The organism is Streptomyces sp. 71268 (assembly GCF_029392895.1).
Taxonomy (GTDB): domain Bacteria; phylum Actinomycetota; class Actinomycetes; order Streptomycetales; family Streptomycetaceae; genus Streptomyces.
Genome location: NZ_CP114200.1, coordinates 2,201,472 through 2,226,930, shown reverse-complemented (window position 1 = coordinate 2,226,930; position 25,459 = coordinate 2,201,472). Strand labels below are relative to the sequence as shown.

Here is a 25,459-nt window from a genome sequence, read left to right as displayed (position 1 = left end):
CCTCACCGTGCGCCCGGGCCCCGTCAACCCTGTGTGGACGGCAGACCTAAGGCCTCTGGGCAGGCGGAAATCAGGCACTCGCCCGATGTGGCCGACCCCTCTGAGTCGCGAAAGTGGAGGCACAACGAAGGCAGGCCGGAGCAGGAGTCCACGAAGCCCCTACCGCCCCTGCCGGACCACCACCCACCAGGGAGAGCCCGATGTTCCACTACGAACTGCACCAGCTCCGCCAGCGCGACCTGGTCCGCGAGGCCAGCAGCGACCGCCGTGCCCGCGAGGCCACCGGCCGCCTCGTCGCCCGCCGTTCTGCCGGCGACGAAGCGGAGGGGCGGGTGAGGCCGCCCAGAGGCCGCCGCGCGGTCCCACCGCGCCGCGCCACCGCCTGACGGGGCTCACTCTGACCCGACGCTCGCCCCGTCGCCCCGTACGGAGCCACCTCACCCCACGGCTCTGTACGGGGCACTCCCTTTCCCCGGCCGGTGCTCCGCGCTCCGTGCCCCGTGCCTCGTGCTCCGTGCTCCGTGCCCCGCACGAGAGGTACCGCCCCGTGCCCCGCGCGAAGAGTTGCCGCCCCGTGCTCCGTGCCCCGCGCCCCGTGCCCCGTGCCCCGTGCGAGGGCCGGCGCCCCGCGCCCCGTCACCCCGCCGTACGCCGCGAGGACGGCGCCCCGCGCCCCGTTCGCCCCGCACCGTCACCGGAGTTCTGGCCATGACCACCACCGCGCCCGTTCCCGCGTCCCCCGACATCAGTGGTTCCCCGCCCCGTTCCGGCACCGTCGCGTTCGGCGGGGCCGAGGGCGCGTCGCACGTCGGCGAGGGATTTCACGCTGCGTTGTCGGATGCCTGTGCGATGCTCGGCTCTGTGAGTACCACGTCCGTCAGCCCGGTCTTCGTCGGCCGTACCGAAGAGCTGGGCGCGCTCTCCGACGCGCTCGGCCGCGCCGCCGTGCAGCAGCCCCAGGCGTTGCTGCTCGGGGGTGAGGCCGGAGTGGGCAAGACGCGGCTGGCCGAGGAGTTCCTGGTCGCGGCGCGCGCGGCCGGCGCCGTCACGGCGCTGGGCGGGTGCGTGGAGATCGGCGTGGACGGCCTGCCGTTCGCGCCGATCTCCACCGTGCTGCGCGCGCTGCGCCGGCAGTTGGGGGAGGAGCTGGACCGCGCCGCCGCGGGCCAGGAGGGCGAGCTGGCCCGGCTGCTGCCCGAACTGGGGGAGACCGCGCCCGAGTCGCGGGACGAGGACGGCCGGGCCCGGTTGTTCGAGCTGACGGCGCGACTCCTGGAGCGGCTCGCCACCGAGCGCACGCTGGTGATCGTCGTCGAGGACCTGCACTGGGCGGACCGTTCCACCCGCGAGCTGCTCGGCTACCTCTTCCGCTCCGTGCAGCGCGCGCGACTGGTCATCCTCGCCACGTACCGCTCCGACGACATCCACCGCCGCCATCCGCTGCGCCCCTTCATCGCCGAGATCGACCGCATGCGCACCGTGCGCCGCATCGAGCTGGCGCGCTTCAACCGCGCCGAGGTGCACGCGCAGATAGCGGGCATCTACGGCACCGAGCCCGACCGGCAGTTGGTGGACCGGGTCTTCGAGCGGACCGACGGCAACGCCTTCTTCGTCGAGGAGATCGCCCACAGCATCACCGACGGGGCCCAGTGCGGGCTCAGCGAGTCGCTGCGCGACCTGCTGCTGGTGCGGGTCGAAGCGCTGCCCGACGACGCCGAACGGGTGGTGCGGATCGTGGCGGAGGGCGGTTCGCGCGTGGAGCACGCGCTGCTCGCGGCCGTCGCCAGGCTCGGCGAGGACGAGCTGATCGAGGCGCTGCGCGCCGCCGTCGGCTCCAACATCCTGCTCCCGACGGACGACGACAACGGCTACCGCTTCCGGCACGCCCTGGTCCGCGAGGCCGTCACCGACGACCTGCTGCCGAGCGAGCGCGCCCGGCTCAACCGGCAGTACGCGACGGCCCTGGAGGCCGACCCCGGGCTCGTGCGGGAGGACGAGTACGAGGCGCGGCTGGCCAGCTACTGGTACTACGCGCACGACCCGGCCAAGGCGCTCCCCGCCGTGCTCGCCGCCTCCGTCAAGGCCCGCCGCCGGCACGCCTACGCCGAGCAACTGGGCCTCCTCGAGCGGGCCATGGAGCTGTGGGAGGACGTGCCGTCGGAGGTCAGGACGGCGCAGCGACCGATGGACGAGGCGGGCGCCTATCCCGCCTGCGCCGTGCACGAGGAGGGCGCGCTGCGCCACCTGGACCTGCTGGCGGAGGTGGTGGTGGCCGCCCACCTGTCCGGGCAGCGCGAGCGGGCGCTGGCCATCACCAAGCGCGCGCTGCGCACGGTGGACGAGACGCGGGACCCGCTGCGGGCCGCGTGGTTCTGGACCCAGCGCTCCAAGATCATGGAGGGGCTGGCGCGGGGCAACGGCTGGGCCGAGCTGAGCCGGGCCCAGGAACTGGTGCGCGGCCTGCCGCCGTCGGTGGTGCACGCGGACGTGCTCGCCGCGGCGGCCGGCTGGCTCGCGGTGCACGAGCCGGGGCCCGACAGCTACACCGCCGCGGAGCGCGCCGTGGAGTTGGCCCGGCTCGTCGGCGCCGACGAGTTGGAACTGCACGCGCGGGTGACGCGCGGCAACCTCATGATCGACTCCGGTGACGTGGACGGCGGCCTGGCCGAGATGGCCGACGCCGCGGCCCGCGCCGTCGACGGCGGGTGCATCAGCGTGATAGCCCGCTGCCACGTCAACCTCTCGTCGGCCCTGGAGGGCGTCGGCCGGTCGGCCGAGGCGGTCGAGGTCGCGCGCGAGGGCGTGCGGACGGCGCAGCGTTTCGGGCTCGTGGACACCAAGGGCTGGACGTACGGGAACATGGCCGAGTCGCTGATCTCGCTGGGCCGTTGGGACGAGGCGCTGGAGGCCACGCGGAAGACGGAGCGGTTCGGCCAGGGCAGCAAGCCGCGCGGCGCGGCCGCGAGCCGGCGCGTACAGCTCGCGCTCGCGCGCGGTGAGTGGGACGTGGCCCAGGAGCAGCACCTCGCCGCCCGCGAGTTCTACGGCACCCACGACCCGCAGCCGCAGTACACCATCACGCTGGCCCGACACGCCCTGACGCTGGCCGCGCTCCGTGGCGACATCCTCCGGGCCCGCGCCCTCCTGGCCGAGGCGCTGGACTTCGGCATTCCGGTCGGAACCCAGCGGTACGCCTGGCAGTTGCTGCTCGCCGCCGCCACCGCGGAGGCCGAGGCGCGCGGCCTGCCCGCCGCGGAAGCCGGCCGGGCCGAGGCGCTGGACCGCGTCCGCTCGGCCGCGAAGCGGCTCGCCCAGCCCGTACCGATCTGGCGCGCGTACGGCCTGCTGGTGGCGGCCGAACTGCTGCGCGCCGAGGGTCGCGACACGCCCGCGCACTGGAGCGAGGCCGCCGCCGCCCTGGCCCCGCTGGACCGCCCGTACGAGCTGGCCCAGGTCCGCTACCGCTGGGCTGCGGCCCGCCTGGCCGCGGGCGACGCCCCACCGGCGACCGCCGCGCACTCCGTGGCGGCGGTGCCGAGACCGGCCTCGGCGACCCCCGCCGTCACCGCCCCCGGCGCGCGTCACGCCGCCGAACCCGCCACCGTCGGCCCCGCGCGCGAGCACGCCGCGTCCCTGCTGGCACGGGCGTACGAGACGGCGGAGCGACTGGCGGCCGAGCCGTTGCGCGAGGCGATCACCCTGCTGGCGGCGCGCGCCCGGCTCCCGCTGCCGTCCACGGGCGCCGGCCGGCCCCGCCCCGTCGGCGCGCCGACCGGCGCCGGTACCCGACGGGCGGTCACCGCGGGCGGCCCGAAGCCCGAGCCGGCCGACGGGGACCACCCCGTGCACGGCGCCCCGGAGCCCGCCGCGCGCCCGGACGCGGCCCCGGCCGTCGGCGCCCGCGCCGAAGACCCGGCCGACGCCTTCCGGCTGACCCGGCGCGAGCGCGACGTGTTGCGTCTGGTGGCCGTCGGCCGGAGCAACCGGCAGATAGCCGAGGAGTTGTTCATCTCCCCGAAGACGGCCAGCGTCCACGTCTCCAACATCCTGTCCAAGCTGGAGGTATCGGGTCGTGGCGAGGCCGCGGCCATGGCCCACCGGCTGCGGCTGGTGACCCCGGCGGAAACGGCGTAGCCGCCTCTCGTACCGACCGCGTACGGGCCGCGCCGGGGCCGGCCGGGCGCACCGTGGCCCGGTGGGGTACGTCAGTCAGCTCACCTTCAGCCGGAGGACGCGGTCGTCCTGCCCCTTCGGGTCGCCCCGCCCGTCCGTGTTGCTCGTGGTCAGCAACAGGGTGCCGTCGTCCGAAGCCTGAACGGTGCGCAGCCGCCCGTACTTCCCGACGAAGAACTCCTGCGGCTTCGCCACCGGTCGGGTGCCGTCCAGCGGAACGCGCCACAGGCGCTCGCCGCCGAGCGCCGCCATCCACACGGAGCCGTCCACGATGGCGATGCCGCTGGGCGACGCCTCGCTGGTCTTCCACTGCTCCACCGGGTCCACGAACCCCTGCTCCGCGGCCTCGCCGTCCTTGCCCCTGCCCTCGACCTCGGGCCAGCCGTAGTTGCCGTCCGGCTTGATCAGGTTGAGCTCGTCCCAGGTGTCCTGGCCGAACTCCGCGGCCCACAGCCGCTTCTGCTTGTCCCAGGCCAGCCCCTGCACGTTGCGGTGACCGTACGAGTAGACGACCGAGTCGGGGGACGGGTTGTCCTCCGCCGGCTCCCCGTCGGGCGTCATCCGCAGGATCTTGCCGCCGAGCGAGTCCTTGTCCTGGGCCAGCCCGCGGTCCCCGCTCTCACCCGTGCCCACGTACAGCATCTTGTCCGGACCGAACGCGATCCGCCCGCCGTTGTGGATGGTGCCCTTGGGGATGCCCTTGAGGATGGTGTCGGGCGCGCCCAACTGCTGTCCCGCGGGGCGCCTCTCGTCGTAGATCATGCGCGCGACACGGTTGTCCGACTCGGTCGTGAAGTACGCGTACAGCATGCGGTCCGCACCGAAGGTGGGCGACACGGCGATCCCGAGCAGCCCGCCCTCCCCACCCGGCGAGGCGCCGGGCACCGAGCCCAGCTCGGTCCGCTTGCCGTCCTCGCCCCCGATCCGCACCACCTTGCCCTCGTCGCGCAGGGCCACCAGCAGATCGCCGTCGGGCAACTCGACGAGGCCCCACGGCGCACTCAACTTCTGCGCCACGGTGGCCACCACCTTCGCGGTGCCCTTCTCGGGCGGCGCGGAGCGCGACGGACTCGCCGACGGCCCGTCACCGCCCTTCTTGGCCGACGGCGACGGGGTCCCCGGAGTCCGCCCCAGGATCGGACCGTCACCACCGTCGTCCGAGCAACCGGACACGAACAGCAGCGTGGCCGCGGCGAATGCGGCGGTGACACCGGTACGTCGCACGATGGTTTCCTCCCACTGAGCACGAGCAACTGGCCCGGGCGGCCCTGGCCCAGACGGCGAGTGAGGTCGGGGCGCGACCCTGGTTCCTTATACACCGTGCCCTGCTCATTCGCCGGCGCCGCACGGGCTGGCGGGATGCCGGAGGATCGCCCCGCGGCCTCGCCTAGGGTGCGTACGACGGCTCGCGGCGAAGCGGCTTCGGGGGCGCCGCGGTCGTCACGGGGCGGCTGCCACCCGCCGGTCGAGGCACTGGCATCGCGGCGCTGTTGATAGGGACGCATCAGTGCACCACAAGACTTCCGGCAAGGAGCGAGCCCCTCGATGCTGCGAGACCCCAGCCCGCCGACCAGTACCGAACCCTGGCTCTCCATCGCCGACCTCGACGGCTCAGTGCCTATCCAGGACTTCCTTCCCTCTCCCGGCACCACCTTCACCGCGTGGATGAGCGGGCGGCACATGCGGGACCCGGATGGACTCCTCCAACAGTTCTACGACGCCTTCAGGTTTCCAGACTATTTCGGTTGGAATTTCCCCGCACTCAGCGACTGTCTGAGCGATCTCGCCTGGCTCCCCGCAGACCATTTCGTGCTGGTCATCGAGGAGGCACAGGGGATTCTGAGCGAAGATGTCGCGGCACTCGCGGATTTCCTGGACATCCTGCTACGCACTGGAGAGCGATGGTCCACTGCCCAGCGCCCCGACGGCAGCACGCGCGCCAGGTTCCGCACTCTCCTCATATGCGATGAGCCTGCCGGGGCGCGTTTGCGGGACGCTGCGCTCGCGAAGCGTCGACAACAGAAGCCAGGAATGCCCGGCACCGAGTGAGGTGCTGCGAAGGCGGCGACCTCGCGTATGTCGTGGAGCGGGCTCGCGCCGTGAGCGTCGGCCTCATCGAAAAGGTCGTCTATTTAACCCGCGCCAACGCGGCAGAAACTACCGAGGCCACACCTCTGCGACCCCCTCCCCGCCGCCCCCCACGAGGTCTCAGTCCCACGACCCCCGCGCCGGCGGCAGCGCGGCGATCTCCGCGAGGTCCTGCTCGGTCAGGCGTAGCCGCGCCGCCTCCGCGTTCTCCGTGGCCCAACGTTCCTTCTTGGTGCCGGGGATCGGCACGATGTGCCGCCCCCGGGTGAGCAGCCACGCCAACGCCACCTGGGCGGCCGTGGCCCCGTGGCGTTCCGCCACGCGGCGCAGGCCCACGACGATCGGCTGGTTGGCGGCCATCATCTCGCCCGTGAAGCGCGGGTGGCGGGCGCGTACGTCCTCCGGCTCGAAGCCCTGGCCGGGCGTCAGCGTGCCGCTGAGGTAGCCGTTGCCCAGCGGCATCGCGGCGAGGACGCCGACGCCGCGCGAGGCGCACCACGGCACGAGCGTGTCCAGGGCCTCTGGCGACCACACCGACAGCTCGGCCTGTACACAGCTCACCGGGAACACCTGCTGCACCCGTTCGAGCTGGCGGATGGTCGCGTCGTGCATCCGCGCCGGGGCCATTGCCCCGGCGCGTGCTCCGGCGCGTCGTAGCTGACCGCGCGCTCCTACGGCGCACAGCCCGAGCGCCCGCACCTTGCCGGCCGCGACGAGTTCCGCCATGGCGCCCCAGGTCTCCTCGATGGGCACCTCGGGGTCGGCCCGGTGGAGCTGGTAGAGGTCGATCCGGTCCGTCTGGAGCCGGCGCAGCGAGGCGTCACAGGCCCGCTTGACGTAGCCGGGGCGCCCGTTGGCGACAACGTGTTGTTCCCCGACGAGCAGTCCGCACTTGGTCGAGACGAAGGCTTCGGCGCGCCGCTCCTTGAGTACCCGGCCGACGAGCAGCTCGTTGGTGAAGGGGCCGTACATGTCGGCGGTGTCCAGCAGGCTGACGCCGCGGTCGAGCGCGGCGTGCACGGTGCGCAACGAGCCCTCGCCGCTCTGCTGCGAGCTGGTGTACGCCCAGTTCATGGGCATGCACCCGAGCCCGATGGCGCCCACCGACAGCGCCCCCGCACCGATTGTCCTGCGCTCCACCTGCCCGCACCCCTCCCGTGCCGGACCCCAACGTAACGTCTGCGCGCCGGTGCCTTTCGCATAGCCTCCTGTCATGCCTGCATATGACAGTGAAACGGTGCGTCCCGTGGTGTGGCTGCCCCTCCCGGCCGAGGAGATCGACGACCTGCCGCAGGGCCTGGAGTACGCCTACTGGAACGCGGGGGACGAGTACCCGACGGACCCGGCCCGCTGCGTCTTCTACTGCGTCCCGTACATGAAGGGCGCGGAGCCCTCCGTACGGCCGCTGCCCCAGATGTCCCGGGTGCGGGTCGTGCAGACGCTCACCGCGGGTATCGACCACATGGAGTCAGGGTTGTCCTCGCTGCCGCCCGGCGCCCAGTTGTGCAACGCGCGCGGCGTCCACGACGCGAGCACCGCCGAACTCGCGCTGACGCTCACGTTGGCTGCGCTGCGTGACATCCCGGGGTTCGTACGGGCCCAGGACGCCGAGCGTTGGAGCACTGGATTCCGGCCAGCGCTCGCCGACCGTTCCGTGCTGATTGTCGGGTACGGCGCGATCGGCTCGGCGATCGAGGACCGGCTCACACCCTTCGAGTGTGCGCGGGTGACGCGCGTCGCGCGCTCCGCCCGCGAGTCCGAGCGCGGCCCCGTGCATCCACTCGCGGCGCTGCCCGAGCTGCTGCCCGACGCGGACGTGGTGATCTTGGCCCTGCCGCTTACCGAGGCGACTCGTTCCCTGGTCAGCACCGGTTTTCTGGATCGGATGAAGGACGGGGCGCTGCTGGTGAACGTCGCCCGCGGCGCCATCGTGGACACCAAGGCCCTGCTCGCTGAGCTGGAGACGGGCCGGCTGCGGGCCGCGCTCGACGTCACCGACCCGGAACCACTGCCGCCGGGCCACGCGTTGTGGCACGCTCCAGGGGTCCTCATCACTCCGCACGTGGGCGGCCCGTCGTCGGCCTTTCTGCCGCGTGCCCGGCGGCTTCTGCGGGATCAACTGCATCGGTTCGTAGCCGGAGAACCGCTGCACAACGTGGTCGTGACGGCTGGCTGAAACGCGGCCAAGCAGTACCCGGAATGCACACTTCCGGCACACTGCGGAATCACGTGATTGCTCAAAGTGTTGACGACCCCCTCCCTGGTTACGCTGTGTAGATGACCTATGTCCCTGAGTGACTAATCTGGTGTATCGTCCGGAACGGGGACCCACGCCACGAAACGCACGGCGTGCGTGACGGACCGGAACCGAGGGGGGCGACGGGCGATGTACGGCCAATGGATGAACACCCCGACGCGGCTCACGCGTCGATCACTACACAGCCTGGCGAACCGCAGCGCGGCGATTCGCGAGCTGACGGCGGTGCCGTCGTGAGCGCCTGGGCGGCGGTGCTCGCCCGCCCGGGGGCGGCGGACGGTGGCGCCGGGATGCTGCACCAACTACTGCTGACCCTCGTGTGCGGCGGCTACGCGGCGGGGTCGGTCCTCGGCTGGGGATCGCGCGAACTGGCCACCATCATGGGCGACTTCGGGCTCTGTGCAGCGGCGCTGGCCGCCGCCGTCTCGTGCTTCGTCTACGCGCGCTCATGCTCCGGCCCCTCCCGGCCGGCGTGGTACATGTTCGCCGCCTCCTCGCTGATGGCGGGCCTGGGCAACGGCGTATGGGGGTGGTACGAGGTGGTGCGGGGGCAGCCGGTGCCCTCGGTGTCGCTCGCCGACTTCTGCTTCCTGCTGTTCGCGCCGCCCGCCATCGTGGGACTGCTGGTGCTCGCCAAGCGCCCGGTCAACCGCGCCGGGTGGCTGTGCCTGAGCCTCGACTCCTGGCTCATCGCCGGATCGCTGCTGACCCTCTCGTGGAGCCTGGCGCTCGCGCACACGGCCAGCTTCGACGGCGAGAGCGTCGCGCGCACCGCCCTCTCGCTGGCCTATCCGCTGCTGGACATCGCACTGGTCAGCGTCGTGCTCGCGGTCCACTTCCGGCGCTCGTCGGCCAACCGCTCAGCGGTCAACACCGCCATCGGCGCCCTCGCGCTGACCGTCCTGTGCGACGCGCTGTTCACCTCGCCGCTGCTGCGCCAGCAGTACAACTCGGGCCAGCCGCTGGACGCGGGCTGGTTCGCGGGCTCGCTGCTGCTGGCCTACGCGCCGTGGGCGTCGGCCCGCTCCAGCGCGGAGTGGGAGCGCCCGCGCCGGCCACAGCCCGCCGGGCGCCCCATCGCCAACTCGCTGACCGCCCTGACGCCCTACCTGGCCGCCAGCGTCTGCGTACTGGGGATCATCTACAACGTGCTCAACGGCCGGGCCGTGGACCAGGTCGTGCTCTTCACGGGCTGCACCGTCGTCCTCGCCCTGGTGGTCCGGCAGGCCATCATGCTGATGGACAACATCACCCTGACCCAGGAGCTGGCGCAGAAGGAGAACCACTTCCGCTCCCTCGTGCAGGGGTCGAGCGACGTCATCATGATCGCCGCGCCCACCGGCGTACTGCGCTACGTGAGCCCGGCGGCCTCCGGAGTCTACGGCCGCGACGCCGAGGAGCTGACCGGCTCCGAGCTGGCGTCGCTCATCCACCCCGAGGACCTGGGCTCGGTCGTGCACGAGGTGCGCAGGTTCCTGGCCGCCGCGCCCAGCCAGGAGCCCACCACCCGCATCGAGTGCCGGTTCCGCTCCGGCAACGGCGACTGGCTGAACGTCGAGTCCACGATCAACCGACACCACGGCGGGCTGATCCTCAACAGCCGCGACGTCACCGAGCGCGTCCGGCTCCAGGCGCAGCTCCAGCACAACGCCGAGCACGACCCGCTCACCGACCTGCCCAACCGCGCCCTGTTCACCCACCGGGTGCGGCAGGCGCTCGGCGGCAGGCGGCGCACCGACCCGGGCACCGCGGTGCTCTACATCGACCTCGACGGCTTCAAGGCGGTCAACGACACCGTCGGCCACCAGGCGGGCGACGAACTGCTCGTGCAGGCCGCCCGCCGGCTCCAGGAGTCCGTGCGCGCCGGCGATGTCGCCGCCCGGCTCGGCGGCGACGAGTTCGCCGCGCTCATCATGGGCGACGGCGGCCCGGACCAGGCCGCCCACGAGTACCGCGTGCACGACATCGCCGAGCGGCTGCGCATCGCCCTGTCCCGCCCGTACCGCGTGCAGGGCACGGAGGTGCGGGTGGCCGCCAGCATCGGTGTCGCCTTCGCCGAGCCCGGCATCAGCCCGGGCGACCTGATGCGTAACGCCGACCTGGCGATGTACCGGGCGAAGTCCGCCGGCAAGAACCGGGTCGAGCTGTACGCGCCACAGATGCAGGCGGACGTGGCCCGCCGGGCCGAGATGGCGACGCGGCTGCGTACCGCGCTCAAGGACGGCGAGTTCGTGCTGCTGCACCAGCCCGTCGTCGACGTCAACAGCGGGCGCGTCACCGCCGTCTCCGCCCAGCCGCGCTGGCGCTCCGCGCAGGGCATCCTGTTCACGCCGGCCGAGTTCCTCCGGGTCACGGGCACCGGCCAGAGCGACGGGCGAGGTGGCGGAGAGGACGCCGCGCGCAGCGCCGAGCTGAGCCGCTGGACGCTGGAGGAGGCCATCCGGCAGGCGGCCCGCCGGCGGCGCGCCGGTCACAGCGTCGCGGTCTCGGTGCGGCTGCCCGCGAGCCAACTGGCCGACAAGGCCATTCCGCCCAAGGCGGTGGAGGGCCTGCTCGCCGAGCACGGCCTCCCGTCCGGCAGCCTGATCATCGAACTGTCCGAAAGTGACTCCCGCAAGCCGCTGGAGGACCTGGAGCACCGGCTGATGGCGCTGCGCCGGTTGGGCGTACGCATCGCGTTGGACGGGTTCGGTAGCGGGTACGCCGCGATCAACGCCCTGCGCAAGCTCCCCGTCGACCTGGTCAGGCTCGACCACAGCCTGGTCGAGGGCGTGCTGGAGTCGGCCAGGCTCTACAAGATCACCGCCGGGCTGCTGCGGATCGCCAACGACCTGGGCACCCAGGTGATGGCCGAGGGCGTCGACCTCCCCGAGCAACTGGCCGCCCTGCGAGCCATGGGCTGTACGCATGCCCAGGGCACCGTCTTCTGTGGCCCGCTGGACGAGCACCGGCTGCGCCGCGCGCTCACCGTGGGCGACTACCCGCTGCCGCGCCCGGAGCCGCGTCTGACGGCCCGCTCCGCCGTCCTGGCCGACGTCCGCGCGCCCGAGCAGCGGACCGAGCCGCCGGCGCTCGTGGGTGGCGCCATGCCGGTGCGGTACAGCGGATCGCACGGGACACGGCGCCACGAGCCGCTGGCGCATACGCCGTTGCGTTCAAATAATGAGACGCCCGTCCCACCCACTTGACACTCCCTGGGCGGCGGGGGGAGGGTCAGAGCCATGCGCACCCGAATTCTCGTACTTGGACAGCGCGTCGGCTGAGCAGGGCCACAAAGGCCCTGCGGACCTCCTCCCGACGCGCTCCCCTCGATTGCCTCACGGCACGAGGGGTTTTTTGTTGCACTGACGCACTTTCCACCCCCGCACCACCCCTCATCTTCGAGAAGAGAATGCCGATGACCGAGCAGGCCACCGGGGCTCCCCACCCCCAGCCGCGGGCCCGAAACGGACAGCAGTCCGTCACCGCTGAGGACGTCACGGGCGCGCAGTCCCTCATTCGTTCGCTTGAGGAGGTCGGAGCAGACGTAGTCTTCGGAATTCCCGGCGGGGCGATCCTGCCCGCGTACGACCCCATGATGGATTCATCGCGGGTCCGGCACGTGCTGGTGCGTCACGAACAGGGCGCGGGACACGCCGCGACGGGATATGCGCAGGCGACCGGAAAGGTCGGCGTCTGCATGGCGACTTCCGGCCCCGGGGCGACCAATCTGGTGACGCCGATCGCCGACGCGCACATGGATTCCGTGCCACTGGTTGCCATCACGGGACAGGTGGCCTCGAAGGCCATTGGTACCGACGCCTTCCAGGAGGCGGATATCTGCGGCATCACGATGCCGATCACCAAGCACAACTGGTTGGTGACCAACGCGGACGACATTCCGCGGACTATCGCGGAGGCGTTCCACGTGGCCTCGACGGGCCGCCCGGGCCCGGTCCTGGTGGACATCGCGAAGGACGCGTTGCAGGCGCGGACGCGGTTCTCGTGGCCGCCGCAGACGGACCTGCCCGGCTACCGGCCGGTGACCAAGCCGCACGCCAAGCAGATCCGGGAGGCCGCCCGGCTGATCACGCAGGCGAAGCGGCCGGTGCTGTACGTGGGCGGCGGCGTCCTCAAGGCGCGGGCCAGCGCCGAGTTGCGGGTGCTGGCGGAGCTGACCGGGGCCCCGGTGACCACCACGCTCATGGCGCTCGGCGCCTTCCCCGACGGCCACCCGCAGCACCTGGGCATGCCCGGGATGCACGGCACGGTGGCCGCCGTGACGGCCCTGCAGAAGGCGGACCTCATCGTCGCGCTCGGCGCCCGGTTCGACGACCGGGTGACGGGGCGACTGGATTCCTTCGCGCCGCTGGCGAAGGTGGTGCACGCGGATATCGATCCGGCCGAGATCGGAAAGAACCGCCTGGCCGACGTGCCGATCGTGGGAGACGCGCGCGAGGTGATCACCGATCTGGTGACCGCGGTGCGCGCCGAGCACGCGGCCGAGGGCCGGGTCGGCGATCTGGCCGCGTGGTGGGCGGATCTGGACCGGTGGCGCAAGACGTATCCGCTGGGTTATGACCTGCCGTCGGACGGGAGCCTGTCGCCGCAGCAGGTGATCGAGCGCATTGGGCAGTTGGCGCCGCAAGGCACGGTTTTCGCGGCGGGCGTCGGACAGCACCAGATGTGGGCCTCGCATTTCATCCAGTACGAGGAGCCGGCGACCTGGCTGAATTCGGGCGGGGCCGGCACGATGGGATACGCGGTGCCGGCGGCCATGGGCGCGAAGGCCGGTCGGCCGGAGCGCACGGTGTGGGCGATCGACGGTGACGGGTGTTTCCAGATGACCAACCAGGAACTGGTCACCTGCGCCCTGAACGACATTCCCATCAAGGTCGCCATCATCAACAACGGCGCCCTGGGAATGGTCCGGCAATGGCAGACCCTGTTCTACAACCAGCGCTACTCCAACACGGTGCTGCATTCCGGCCCCGGCGAGGCGGCGGACGAGGGAAAGCCGACCGGAACCCGCGTGCCGGACTTCGTCAAACTGGCCGAGGCCATGGGGTGCGTGGGACTGCGCTGTGACGACCCGGCACAGCTCGACGCCGTCATCGAGAAGGCCAACGCGATCAACGACCGCCCCGTGGTGGTGGACTTCATCGTCCACGAGGACGCCATGGTCTGGCCGATGGTCGCGGCGGGGACCTCCAACGACGAGGTCATGGCCGCCCGCGGGGTGCGCCCGGACTTCGGCGACAACGAAGACGACTGAGCACCAGGCCGAGCGCAAGCCGAGAAGAGAGAGACCCATGTCCAAGCACACGCTCTCCGTTCTGGTGGAGAACACCCCCGGCATCCTCGCCCGGATCGCCGCGCTGTTCTCGCGCCGCGGGTTCAACATCGACTCCCTCGCCGTGGGCGTCACCGAGCACCCCGACATCTCCCGCATCACCATCGTGGTCAACGTCGAGGAACTGCCCCTGGAGCAGGTCACCAAGCAGCTCAACAAGCTCGTCAACGTGCTGAAGATCGTGGAGCTGGAGGACGGTTCGGCCATCCACCGCGAACTCGTCCTGGTGAAGGTCAGGGCCGACAACGAGACGCGCTCGAAGGTAGTGGAGATCGTCCAGCTCTTCCGGGCCAAGACCGTGGACGTCTCCCCGGAGGCCGTCACCATCGAGGCCACCGGCGGCAGCGACAAGCTGGAGGCCATGCTCAAGATGCTGGAACCCTTCGGCATCAAGGAACTGGTGCAGTCCGGCACCATCGCCATCGGACGGGGCGCGCGCTCCATCACGGACCGGAGCCTGCGCGCCCTCGACCGCTCCGCGTAACGGGTCGCCCGCGCCCGCCCCGTACCCCGGGGCCAGCACGGCGCCACCCCGCCGCCACCGCGCTCCGCGCACCACCGCGCACGCGCTCCGAGTCCGCGCGCCGGGCCGGCCGCGACCGCCCCACCCCGGCGGATTCCGGCCGGCCCGCGGGACCGGATAGCGAGACCCCCAACCCTTCCCCCGCCCAGCCGTCATACGGTGGGCAGCACCACCCAGAAGCTAGGAGATACCCGAAGTGGCCGAGCTGTTCTACGACGCCGACGCAGACCTGTCCATCATCCAGGGCCGCAAGGTCGCGGTTCTCGGTTACGGCAGCCAGGGTCACGCCCACGCGCTGTCCCTGCGCGACTCGGGCGTCGATGTCCGCGTCGGCCTGCACGAGGGCTCGAAGTCCCGGGCCAAGGCGGAGGAGCAGGGCCTGCGCGTGGTGACCCCCGCCGAGGCCGCCGCCGAGGCCGACGTGATCATGATGCTGGTGCCCGACCCGATCCAGGCCACGGTCTACGAGGAGTCCGTCAAGGACCACCTCAAGGAGGGCGACGCGCTCTTCTTCGCCCACGGCCTGAACATCCGGTACGGCTTCATCAAGCCCCCGGCCGGCGTCGACGTCGCCATGGTCGCCCCGAAGGGCCCGGGCCACCTGGTGCGCCGCCAGTACGAGGAGGGGCGCGGCGTGCCGTGCATCGCGGCCGTCGAGCAGGACGCCACCGGCAAGGGCTTCGCCCTGGCCCTGTCGTACGCGAAGGCCATCGGCGGCACCCGGGCCGGCGTCATCAAGACGACCTTCACCGAGGAGACCGAGACGGACCTCTTCGGCGAGCAGGCCGTGCTCTGCGGTGGCGCGAGCGCGCTGGTCAAGGCGGGCTTCGAGACCCTGGTCGAGGCCGGTTACCAGCCGGAAATCGCCTACTTCGAGTGCCTGCACGAGCTGAAGCTCATCGTGGACCTGATGTACGAGGGCGGCCTGGAGAAGATGCGCTGGTCGGTCTCGGAGACGGCCGAGTGGGGCGACTACGTCACCGGCCCGCGCATCGTCAACGACGCCACCAAGGCCGAGATGAAGAAGGTCCTCGGCGAGATCCAGGACGGCTCCTTCGCCAAGAACTGGATGGCCGAGTACCACGCGGGCCTGCCGAAGTACAACGAGTACAAGAAGGCCGACCAGGACCACCTCCTGGAGACCACGGGCAAGGAGCTGCGCAAGCTCATGAGCTGGGTCGACGACAACGAGTAAACGCGCCGCCGGCGCGGGCGTGGGCGCGCGGTGCCGGGAGATGCCCGGCGCCGCGCGCCCACGCCGCGTCCGCCCCGCCCACCGGCCGCCGCGCGCCGCGGCCCCGGCGCGCGGCGGGTCGGGCGGCCCGACCCGGCCGCCGTCGCACGCGACTCATGCGTCATCCCAGGTCACAAGTGCGGCCGGGGACGAACAGGCGGCGCCGACCGGTGGCCGGGCGGCGGGTGTGAGCCGGCCTTGACGACGTTGTCCAGAGGGCCCGCTCAGAACCGGGCGATGTTGCGCGACGACGCGAGACGCGAGCCCGTACGCCACTACACTGCATCCACAAGCGCGTCAGGCTCACAGCGTCGTGCGTCTTCCACGCGGCTGACCCCTTCACCGCCTTCGGCCGTCGGGACGGCCGTCCGCAAAGGACTAGTGAGGACTGAGGACCACGTGAGCACTGCCAAGCCCAGCAAACCTGTCGTACTCATCGCTGAAGAACTCTCGCCCGCCACCGTCGACGCCCTCGGCCCCGACTTCGAGATTCGGCACTGCAACGGTGCGGACCGGGCCGAGCTGATCCCCGCCGTCGCCGACGTGGACGCCATCCTCGTGCGCAGCGCCACCAAGGTGGACGCCGAGGCGATCGCCGCCGCCCGCAGACTCAAGGTCGTCGCCCGCGCCGGCGTGGGCCTGGACAACGTCGACGTCGCCGCCGCCACCAAGGCGGGCGTGATGGTCGTGAACGCGCCGACCTCCAACATCGTCACCGCCGCCGAGCTGGCGTGCGGCCTGATCGTCGCGACCGCGCGCAACATCCCGCAGGCCAACACGGCCCTGAAGAACGGCGAGTGGAAGCGGAGCAAGTACACCGGCGTCGAGCTGAGCGAGAAGACGCTCGGCGTGGTCGGCCTCGGCCGCATCGGCGTGCTGGTCGCGCAGCGGATGTCCGCCTTCGGCATGAAGATCGTCGCGTACGACCCCTACGTGCAGCCCGCGCGGGCGGCGCAGATGGGGGTCAAGCTGCTGTCGCTTGACGAGTTGCTCACCGTCTCCGACTTCATCACGGTGCACCTGCCCAAGACCCCCGAGACGCTGGGGCTGATCGGCGACGAGGCGCTGCACAAGGTCAAGCCCGAGGTGCGCATCGTCAACGCGGCGCGCGGCGGCATCGTGGACGAGGCGGCCCTGGCCTCGGCGCTGAAGGAGGGCCGGGTCGCGGGTGCGGGCCTCGACGTGTACGCCACCGAGCCGTGCACGGACTCGCCGCTCTTCGAGTTCGACCAGGTCGTGGCGACCCCGCACCTGGGGGCCTCGACGGGGGAGGCGCAGGAGAAGGCGGGCATCGCGGTCGCCAAGTCGGTGCGTCTGGCGCTCGCCGGTGAGCTGGTCCCGGACGCGGTCAACGTGCAGGGTGGTGTGATCGCCGAGGACGTGCGTCCGGCGCTGCCGCTGGCCGAGAAGCTCGGCCGGATCTTCACCGCGCTGGCGGGCGAGGTCGCGGTCCGCCTCGACGTGGAGGTCTACGGCGAGATCACCCAGCACGACGTGAAGGTGCTCGAACTCTCCGCGCTCAAGGGCGTGTTCGAGGACGTCGTGGCGGAGACCGTCTCGTACGTCAACGCGCCGCTGTTCGCCCAGGAGCGCGGGGTCGAGGTGCGGCTGACGACGAGCTCCGAGTCGCCGGACCACCGCAACGTGGTGACCGTGCGCGGCACCCTCTCGGACGGCCAGGAGGTGTCCATCTCGGGCACGCTGGCCGGCCCCAAGCACCAGCAGAAGATCGTCGCGGTGGGCGAGCACGACATCGACCTCGCGCTCGCCGACCACATGGCGGTCCTGCGCTACAGCGACCGCCCCGGCGTGGTCGGCACCCTGGGCCGGGTCCTCGGCGAGGCCGGGATCAACATCGCGGGCATGCAGGTCTCCCGGTCCACGGCGGGCGGCGAGGCGCTGGTCGCGCTGACCGTGGACGACAGCATTCCGGCGAACGTGATGAGCGAGATCGCCGTGGAGATCGGCGCGACGTCGGCGCGCGCGGTCAACCTCACGGACTGATGCAGGGCAGCCCGCGGGGCCGCACGGCGCGAGCCGGGACCCGCGGGCTTCCGTGACGTAGGCGGCCGGCGGGCGCGCGTCGGCGGGGCTCGGCCCCGGTCGGCGTACGGCGTCCGCGCCGGCCGGTGTGCTCGTACGGGCTGGTCAGCAGGGGTATGCGCGCATACCGGGTAACCGGGCCCGCACCGCGATGGCGGTGCGGGCCCGGTTTTTTCTCTCACTTACTCAACAGGTGATGAATTAATGCGCGGCAGGCCCTACGCTGATGGAAGTGGAGAAAAACCATCCATCTACGGGATGTGTGTGCCCTGCTGCCGCGCGTAGGCGAACGCCCTCGCGCCGCGCCCTCCCGCCACCGCCCGGCCCATCGAGGAGGAACCGTGACCCCCGACCGCGCCCCCACCGCCGGCACGGAGCCGCCGCGCATGCGGGCCGACGCGCGGCGCAACCGCGAGCAGATCCTCCGCGCGGCCCGAGAGGTCTTCGCCGCCCAGGGCCCGGACGCGCCGCTGGACGAGATCGCCCGCCGCGCGGGCGTCGGCGTCGCCACCCTCTACCGGCGCTTCCCCGACCGCACCGACCTGATCCGCGGCGTGGCCATCGACGTGCTCACGGCCCTCGGCGAAGCCGCGTTGGCGGCGCGCGACACCGAGGACGAGCCCTTCGAAGCGCTGCGCACCTTCATGCACGCGGCACTCGACCTCAGACTCGGCTCCGTCATGCCCGCGCTGATCGGGCGCCTGGAGGCCGACGACGTACTCGACGGCGTACGGCAGGACGCCGCCGACCCGGTACAGGAACTGGTCACCCAGGCCCAGGCGGCCGGCACGCTCCGCTCCGACGTGCGCTTCGGCGACCTGCCCCTGATGCTCATGCGCATCTCCCGACCCCTGGCCGGCGGACAACTCGCCGAAGACGACGACCTGGCCCACCGCCAACTGGAGATCTACCTCGACGGCCTGCGCGCCCCGGGCACCTGCCACCAGCGGGCCACGCTCCCCGGGCCCGCCGTCGACCTCGGCTGGTTCAAGCGGATCAGAACACGACTGATCGGCAACCAGCCCCCGTCACGCCCACGGGCCTGACCCACACACCGCCCAGCTCGTTCATGAGAGAGGCACCACCATGTCCGTCAGCGACCGCAGGCCAGGCGGCTCCTTCCCGGAGCCCGAGCCCGAGCCGGCGTCCGGAGCGGCCCGGGGAACCACGGCCGCGCCCACCGACCAGCCCCCCACGGACGCGCACCCACGACGCTGGCTCGCCCTCCTCTTCATCGGCATGGCCCAGTTGATGATCGTGCTCGACATCACGATCGTGAACATCGCCCTGCCGTCCGCGCAGCGCGACCTCGACATCTCGGCCGGCGACCGGCAGTGGGTCATCACGGCCTACACCCTCGCCTTCGGCAGCCTGCTCCTCTTCGGCGGACGCATAGCCGACTACACGGGGCGCCGACGCGCCTTCGTGATCGGCCTGTTGGGGTTCGCCGGCGCGTCGGCGCTCGGCGGCGCGGCGGAGAGCCTCGGCACGCTGCTCGCCGCCCGGGCGCTCCAGGGCGTCTTCGCCGCGCTGCTCGCCCCGTCCGCGCTCTCGCTCCTGGCCGTCATGTTCACGGAAGCGAAGGAGCGCGCCAAGGCGTTCGGCGTCTTCGGCGCCATCGCCGCGGGCGGCGGCGCCCTCGGCCTCGTACTCGGCGGGCTGCTCACCGAGTACCTGAACTGGCGCTGGTGCCTGTACGTGAACGTGCCGATCGCCGTCGCCGCCGTCTTCGGCTGGTACGCGCTGCCCGCCGACACCCGTACCAGCGGCAGCCGAGCCCGCTTCGACATCCCCGGCGTCCTGCTGGCCGTCAGCGGCCTGGTGGCCGTGGTGTACGGCTGCAGCGAGGCGGAGGCGGACGGTTGGGACTCCGGCCGCGTCATCGGCCTGCTCGCCGCGGGCGTCCTGCTCCTCGCCGTCTTCGTCGCGGTGGAGAGGCGGGTCAGCACTCCGCTGCTGCCGCTGCGCGTGGTCCTCGACCGGACCCGTGGCGGGGCCTACCTGGCGGTGGGCCTGGCGATGGTCGGCATGTTCGCGATGTTCCTGTTCCTCACCTACTACCTACAGACCGTCAAGGACTACTCGGCGGTCGTCACCGGGGTGGCCTTCCTGCCGCTGACGGCGGGCGTGCTGTTCGGAGCGGGCGGCATCGCCACCCGACTGCTGCCCAGGGTCCCACCGCGGGCGCTGGTGGCACCGGGGCTGCTGCTCGCCGCGGCGGGCGCGGCCTGGCTGATCCCGCTGGAGCCGGACAGCTCGTACGCGGCGGGCGTACTCCCCGCGGAGTTGCTGGTCGGCACGGGCATGGGCCTGGTGATGGCCCCGGCGATGAACTACGCCACGTACGGCGTACGCCCCGAGGACACCGGCATCGCCTCCGCCTCGGTCACCACGGCCCAGCAGATCGGCGGCTCGATCGGCACCGCCCTGCTCAACACGATCGCGGCCAGCACCACGTCCGACTACCTCAGCGCGCACCGGCCGCCCACCCCGGACGTGGCCAGGCAGGCCCTGACGGAGGGGTTCTCGGACGCGTTCGTCGCGGCCTCGCTGATCCTGGTCGCGGCGGCGGCCGTGGTCGGCGCCCTCATGAACACCCCGCGCCCCAGCCGCGACGCCGACGCCCGCACCGATGCCCAGCCGATGGCACCGCACCTGGGCTGACGAGACCGCCGGCGGCCCCCCGGGGCGGGGTCCACCGGCGCACCCCGCGCCCCCGGCGCCCGTGGGGACGGGGACCTGGGGCGCGGGCCAGCCCTCCGCCGGGCGGGGCGGGCGCCGCGCGGGGCAGGGGGCTGGCGCGCCGCGCGGGGTGCGCCGTTACGGAGCGCGGGGCGGCGATCCTGCCCGGGGGCACGGGGCACGGGGCACGGGGCACGGGGCACGGGGCACGGGGCACGGGGCCATGGGGCGGCGACCCTGCCGACGGAGCACGGAGCACGGAGCACGGAGCACGGAGCACGGAGCACGGAGCACGGAGCACGGAGCACGGAGCACGGAGCGGGGCGTCGTCCGACGGGGCGCGGGGGCGCACGGGGCGGGCCCGCCGGAACGGCACCAAGTCAACAGGCGCCCAGCCGACACGCACGCCACCAGCGCGGCCCGGGCCGGCACGGTCGCGACCAGCACCACGGCACTCAGCAAGCACGCCGACGCGAACTCACGTCGCGAACTCACCGTCGTGAACTCGCCGTCGTGAACGCACGGACAACGAAAAGAGGATTGTCATGACGCAGGCAGATGAGCGAGCCGAAGGGTTGACCGGGCTCGCGGAGACCTCCCTGGGCGTCGCGTTCCTGCGCGACCTGGAGCACCAGCGTGCGGACCGGCTGTTCGCGGACCCGTTCGCGCGGTTGTTCCTCGACGCGGCCGGAGACCTCGGCGCCTCCTGGACCGACGTGCCCTCCGGGCCGGCGGGACCGTCGGGGCCCGGATTCGTCGACCTGATGGCCGACCAGGTGGCCGTGCGCACCGCGGCGCTGGACGCCGCGCTGTTGGAGGCCGCGGCGGCGGGGCGTACGCAGGTGGTGCTGCTCGCCTGCGGGATGGACGCCCGCGCCTACCGCCTGGGCTGGCCCGCGGGTACCCGCGTGTTCCAGGTGGACTTCGCGGCCGTGCTGGACTTCCGCGTCCGGGCGCTGCGCGCGGCGGGGGCGAGCCCGCGCTGCGACGTGGTCGACGTCGCCACCGACCTGCGGGAGGACTGGGGCGCGGCGCTCCGCGCGGCGGGGTTCGACCCGACGGCGCGTACCGCCTGGCTGGCCGAGGGCCTGGTGTACGGGCTGCCGTCGGTCGCCGCCGACGGGCTGCTCGACGCGATCAGCGCGCTCTCGGCACCCGGCAGCACGCTGGCCCTCGACCACGGCGAGGACGGGGAGCTGTTGCGGGCCGCGCGCACCGCTGTCTCGCCCGACTTCACCGACCTGTGGCAGGGCGGCCCCCGTACGGAACTCGACGTGTGGTTCCGCCGTGCTGGTTGGGCGCCGTTGATCCGCGACATCGGACTGGTCGCGGTGGAGTACGGCCGCCCCACGCCGAAGGCGTTCGACCCGCACCGTGCGGGCACCGGTCGCGGGTGGCTGATCCAGGCGATGCGCCAGCCGCTCCCCGCAGGTGATGTCCCGCAGGGGTTGGCGGGCGCCAGCGCCCCGTAACCCTGACCGGACCCCGATCCGTACGGGCGAGGGCAACACGAGCCCCGTGGCTTTCGGTCCTCCCAGGCGACGGGCGTGGCGCATCCGGGCGTGACGCCCCTCGCGAAGGGACGCGTAATCCATGACACGTAGGCAACTGCGGCGCGGCGTCGGGGTTCTGGCCGTGGCCGGGGCACTGACGGCCGTGGCCGCCTTACCGGCCACCGCGACCGGCGACCCCGCCAACGGCGCGGGCCCCGCCGCCCGCGCCGGCGAACGGAGCCGCCCGCACGCCGAGACCGCTCGGGCGCTCGACGCGGTCGTCGCCGACGGCACCCCGGGCGTCGTGGCGCGGGTCGACGACGCTGACGGGGCGTGGCGGCGGTCGGTCGGGGTCGCCGACCGCGAAACGGGGCGGCCACGGCTCGCCCGGGACAGGCTCCGGGTGGGGAGCGTGACCAAGCCGTTCACGGCGACGGTGCTGCTGCAACTCGCCGCCGAGGGGCGCCTGTCCCTCGACGACACGGTGCACACGTGGCTGCCCGGTCTGGTGCGGAACGCGTACTACGACGGCAGGCACATCACCCTCCGCCAGTTGCTCAACCACACCAGCGGCATCTTCAACTACAACGACGACCCGGGCTTCCTGGCCAAGTTCACCGGGCAGGGCTTCCTCCAGCACCGGTACGACGGGGCGACACCGCACGAACTGGTCGCCATCGGACTGGCCCAACCGCCGGTGTTCGCGCCGGGGAAGGGCTGGTCCTACTCCGACACCAACTACATCCTGGCCGGCCTCGTCATCGAGAAGGCCACCGGCCACGACTACGAGGACGAGGTCAGGAACCGGATCATCAAGCCGCTGAAACTGACGTCCACCACGCTGCCGAGGTCATCGCCCACCCTGCCGGCCCCGCACGGCCGGCACTACTCACGGCTGTACGAGGAGGACCCGGCGGCCCCGGTGCACGACGTCACCGAGTTCAACCCGACGGTCGCCTGGGCGGCGGGCACGATCATCTCCACGCCGCGCGACCTGAACACCTTCACCCGCGCGCTGTTGCAAGGGCGGCTGCTGCCCGCCGAGCAACTCGCCGAGATGCTCGAAGGGGTCCCCGTGCCGTCCGACGGTGACGAGACCCCGCCGGCCGCCCCCCGCCGGCCCACAGACGGGACACCTCGGGCCACCTACGGGCTGGGCATCCGGTCGTTCACCCTCTCCTGTGGTGTTGAGGTGTGGGGCCACGGCGGACAGGTGCCGGGCTCGCTGACGCGCACCGCGGCCACCCGCGACGGCCAGCACGTCCTGACGATGAACAGGAACGCCGACTACGGGGCCCAGGAGGGGGAGGACGCCACGCTGGAGGCGGAGTTCTGCCGACGCTGAACCGTGCTCCTGTCCGGCCTGTCCCCTCGCCAGACGTCCCCAGTCCCCGCCGCCGCTCCGTCCCAGCCGTGACGGCGGGGACGCCGCCGGCGCCGCCGGGCCCGTACGCCGCTGGCCTGAGGCGCGCCGCCGGATAACCCGACGCGCGCGGTCGGGTAGCCCCGCGTACGCGACCGGGCAGCCCTACGCGCGCGCCAGACGGGCCTTCTTCAGCGCCATGTGCAGCAGCAGCCGGTCCTCGCCGGCGTCGAGGTCGAGGCCGGTCAACTGCTCCACCCGGGAGAGCCGGTAGTAGAGCGTCTGGCGGTGGATGCCGAGGGCCTGGGCGGTGCGGCCCGCCTGGCCCGCCCGGTCCAGGAACTCCTCGGCGGTCCGGGCCAGCTCCGTGTGGCCCAGTTCGAGGAGGGGTCGTACGGCCGGGTCCGGGTCGGTGGCCGGCAGCCCGGTCAGCAGCCGGTACGGGCCGACGTCCGCCCAGTTGACGACGGGCCCGAAGCGTTCGTCGGCGCGCGCCGCGCGCGCGGCGGCCAGCGCCTCGCGCCAGGCGGCCGGCAGCTCGCCGAGCTCGCGGCGTACGTCGCTCACGCCCGCCGCGGCGCCCCGCGCACCGTGCCCCGTTGTGGCGGGCACGGCGCCGCCACGGCCGGCCGCGCCCCGCGCGGTGCGCCCCGCGCCCCGTGCCCCGTGCTCCGTCCCGGACGGCGCCCCGCCGCCGGACGGTGCCACGGGACCGGACGGTGCCACGAGGCCGGAGGGCGCGGGGCCCGCCCCGTGCTCCGTGCTCCGTGCCCCGTCCGCCGGCCCCCGCCCGCCGATGTCGGCAGTGCCGGAGCGCGGCCCCGGCTCGGCGCCGGCCGCGCGTGGCGAACGCAGCAGTTGCTCCGCCGTCGCGTGCGCCGGGTCGAGCGACGCACCCGAACGCAGCCGGACCAGCGCGGCCAGGCTCGTCCTCGACGCGTGGGGCCCGCCCGTCGACCCCGCGCCGGCGCCCGAACCAGTGGCCCGGGGCCGACCGGCGATGGCGCAGACGGCGGCGAGCCCCGACAGGTTGGGCAGGGGACCGGCCTCCGCGGGGTTCTCGGTGTCCCAGGGCGTGACGGCGACGACGGCGAGCGGGCCCCGCGCCGCCCCGCGCAGCGCGTCGCGCAGCGCCGCCTCCGCCTCGTCCCGCCCCGCCGGCGGTCCCACCAGGAGGGCCCGCAGCAACTCTCCGAGCTCCGCTCCGCTGCGCGCCTCGGCCGCCAGCAGGGCGCCGATGCGTGCCGTCGTCTCCATGGCCTGGGCGAGCCGAGGGTCGGTCTGGGCGCCGGGGCGCCCGAGTTCCAGGTCGGCGAGGTGGCCGTCGTCGAGCAGCCACACGTAACCGTGCACGACGCCCCGGTGCCGTACGGGCAGGCAGATGCGCCCCATGAAGACCCCGGCCGCCGGGTCGGGCGGGATGCGCAACGGGGCCTGCGCGCGTGCGATGCCGAAGCCCTCGAACCACGCCCGCACCGCCGCCGTCGAACGGCGCTGGAGGATGGACCGGGTGCGGACCGGGTCCATGGCCAGGTCGTCGTCGCTGTCGTGCACCCCGAACGCGATCAGCCCGAAGTCCCGGTCCTCCAGGGTCGCGGGCGCGCCCAAAGTCGCCGAGATCTCGTCCACGAGTTGCTGGTAGTCGCCGCGCATCCGCCGCGTGGCCCCCTTCGAGGTGGCTGGCTTTCGAGGTGTCTGGGTGAGCCCGCGTGCTCCTCGGGCGGTACGCCGTCCGAGGAGCACGCGGGGGGGGTGGGGTGGTGGGTGGGGGAGCGGGGAACGACGGTCCGGTCGCCGTGACCGGCTCCCTGGCGCGTCAGCCGCGCTCGGCTGGTCGTGCGGTCGGAACGTTCACGCGGCGCTCCGGCACCACGCGTGCTTCAGGTGTTCCACGCGTTCCCCGTCTTTCATGCTTCCGTGCTCCGTGCTCCGTGCTCCGTGTGGCTCGTGCTCTGCGTTCCGCGTGCTCCGCACTCCTTGCCCGTCCTGCCCCGCGCGTGTCCTGCTTTGGGTGCCCCGTGCCCCGTGCCCCGTGCCCCGTGCCCCGTGCCCCGTGCCCCGTGCCCCGTGCCCCGTGCCCCGTGCGCGACCTCCGGCGTACGAGCACGGCCCGTACCCGCCCCCGGCACCGCACGCCGCCAAGCATCGACGAGGCGCCGGCCCGGCCGAGTCCCCAACCGGGAGAGTCCCCGACCGGACGAGGCCACAGCCCAGCGAGGCCCCGGCGTACCACCCGGCGGATGTCCGTCCCACCCCACGGCACCCCCAAGG

The 25,459-nt window shown here is 72.9% G+C and carries 16 protein-coding genes; 13 read left to right on the top strand and 3 right to left on the bottom strand.

The annotated features are described in order from the left end of the window. The first annotated feature begins 200 nt into the window (after window positions 1–200). Both OYE22_RS08130 and OYE22_RS08125 read left to right on the top strand, forming a co-directional pair. On the top strand, window positions 201–386 hold the full coding sequence (locus tag OYE22_RS08130; protein WP_277319771.1) for a hypothetical protein: 186 nt from the start codon (window positions 201–203) through the stop codon (window positions 384–386). Window positions 387–849: 463 nt separating this feature from the next. Further along, entirely contained in the window at window positions 850–4,134 is a 3,285-nt protein-coding gene (locus OYE22_RS08125; RefSeq protein ID WP_277324042.1) for an AAA family ATPase, read from the top strand. 75 nt (window positions 4,135–4,209) lie between these two features. Here the strand turns inward: OYE22_RS08125 and OYE22_RS08120 are convergent, their stop codons facing one another. Beyond that, on the bottom strand, window positions 4,210–5,397 hold the full coding sequence (locus OYE22_RS08120) for a PQQ-dependent sugar dehydrogenase (RefSeq protein ID WP_277319770.1): 1,188 nt from the start codon (window positions 5,395–5,397) through the stop codon (window positions 4,210–4,212). Window positions 5,398–5,718: 321 nt separating this feature from the next. Here OYE22_RS08120 and OYE22_RS08115 point away from each other — a divergent pair, with 321 nt between their 5' ends. Next, a complete protein-coding gene (locus OYE22_RS08115) occupies window positions 5,719–6,222 on the top strand; it encodes a barstar family protein (protein WP_277319769.1) in 504 nt (167 codons plus the stop codon). A gap of 159 nt (window positions 6,223–6,381) precedes the next feature. Here the strand turns inward: OYE22_RS08115 and OYE22_RS08110 are convergent, their stop codons facing one another. After that, window positions 6,382–7,401 carry an aldo/keto reductase gene (locus OYE22_RS08110; RefSeq protein ID WP_277319768.1) on the bottom strand — a complete coding sequence of 340 codons (1,020 nt, stop codon included), beginning with the start codon at window positions 7,399–7,401 and terminating at the stop codon, window positions 6,382–6,384. A gap of 73 nt (window positions 7,402–7,474) precedes the next feature. Here OYE22_RS08110 and OYE22_RS08105 point away from each other — a divergent pair, with 73 nt between their 5' ends. The 10 genes from OYE22_RS08105 to OYE22_RS08060 all read left to right on the top strand — a co-directional run bounded on the left by OYE22_RS08105 (window position 7,475) and on the right by OYE22_RS08060 (window position 23,170). Next, complete coding sequence (locus tag OYE22_RS08105) at window positions 7,475–8,437, top strand: 2-hydroxyacid dehydrogenase (RefSeq protein WP_277319767.1); 963 nt, start codon at window positions 7,475–7,477, stop codon at window positions 8,435–8,437. A 314-nt stretch (window positions 8,438–8,751) separates the two neighbouring features. After that, window positions 8,752–11,706 (top strand): EAL domain-containing protein, encoded by a 2,955-nt coding sequence (locus OYE22_RS08100; protein WP_277319766.1) that lies wholly within the window; start codon window positions 8,752–8,754, stop codon window positions 11,704–11,706. Between the two features lie 203 nt (window positions 11,707–11,909). Further along, window positions 11,910–13,772, top strand: a complete 1,863-nt coding sequence (locus OYE22_RS08095; protein ID WP_277319765.1) for an acetolactate synthase large subunit — start codon at window positions 11,910–11,912, stop codon at window positions 13,770–13,772. A gap of 37 nt (window positions 13,773–13,809) precedes the next feature. Further along, window positions 13,810–14,334 (top strand): acetolactate synthase small subunit, encoded by a 525-nt coding sequence (gene ilvN, locus OYE22_RS08090; RefSeq protein WP_187063766.1) that lies wholly within the window; start codon window positions 13,810–13,812, stop codon window positions 14,332–14,334. 235 nt (window positions 14,335–14,569) lie between these two features. Next, window positions 14,570–15,568, top strand: a complete 999-nt coding sequence (ilvC, locus tag OYE22_RS08085; protein WP_277319764.1) for a ketol-acid reductoisomerase — start codon at window positions 14,570–14,572, stop codon at window positions 15,566–15,568. Between the two features lie 438 nt (window positions 15,569–16,006). Then, complete coding sequence (serA, locus tag OYE22_RS08080) at window positions 16,007–17,611, top strand: phosphoglycerate dehydrogenase (RefSeq protein ID WP_277319763.1); 1,605 nt, start codon at window positions 16,007–16,009, stop codon at window positions 17,609–17,611. Between the two features lie 380 nt (window positions 17,612–17,991). After that, window positions 17,992–18,696, top strand: coding sequence for a helix-turn-helix domain-containing protein (locus tag OYE22_RS08075; RefSeq protein ID WP_348652191.1), 705 nt, complete (start codon window positions 17,992–17,994; stop codon window positions 18,694–18,696). A gap of 40 nt (window positions 18,697–18,736) precedes the next feature. Further along, window positions 18,737–20,314 carry an MFS transporter gene (locus OYE22_RS08070; protein ID WP_277319762.1) on the top strand — a complete coding sequence of 526 codons (1,578 nt, stop codon included), beginning with the start codon at window positions 18,737–18,739 and terminating at the stop codon, window positions 20,312–20,314. Window positions 20,315–20,877: 563 nt separating this feature from the next. Then, window positions 20,878–21,804, top strand: a complete 927-nt coding sequence (locus OYE22_RS08065) for an SAM-dependent methyltransferase (RefSeq protein WP_277319761.1) — start codon at window positions 20,878–20,880, stop codon at window positions 21,802–21,804. 121 nt (window positions 21,805–21,925) lie between these two features. Further along, entirely contained in the window at window positions 21,926–23,170 is a 1,245-nt protein-coding gene (locus OYE22_RS08060) for a serine hydrolase domain-containing protein (RefSeq protein WP_277319760.1), read from the top strand. A gap of 183 nt (window positions 23,171–23,353) precedes the next feature. Here the strand turns inward: OYE22_RS08060 and OYE22_RS08055 are convergent, their stop codons facing one another. Further along, window positions 23,354–24,841 (bottom strand): helix-turn-helix domain-containing protein, encoded by a 1,488-nt coding sequence (locus tag OYE22_RS08055; RefSeq protein WP_277319759.1) that lies wholly within the window; start codon window positions 24,839–24,841, stop codon window positions 23,354–23,356. Window positions 24,842–25,459 lie beyond the last annotated feature (618 nt).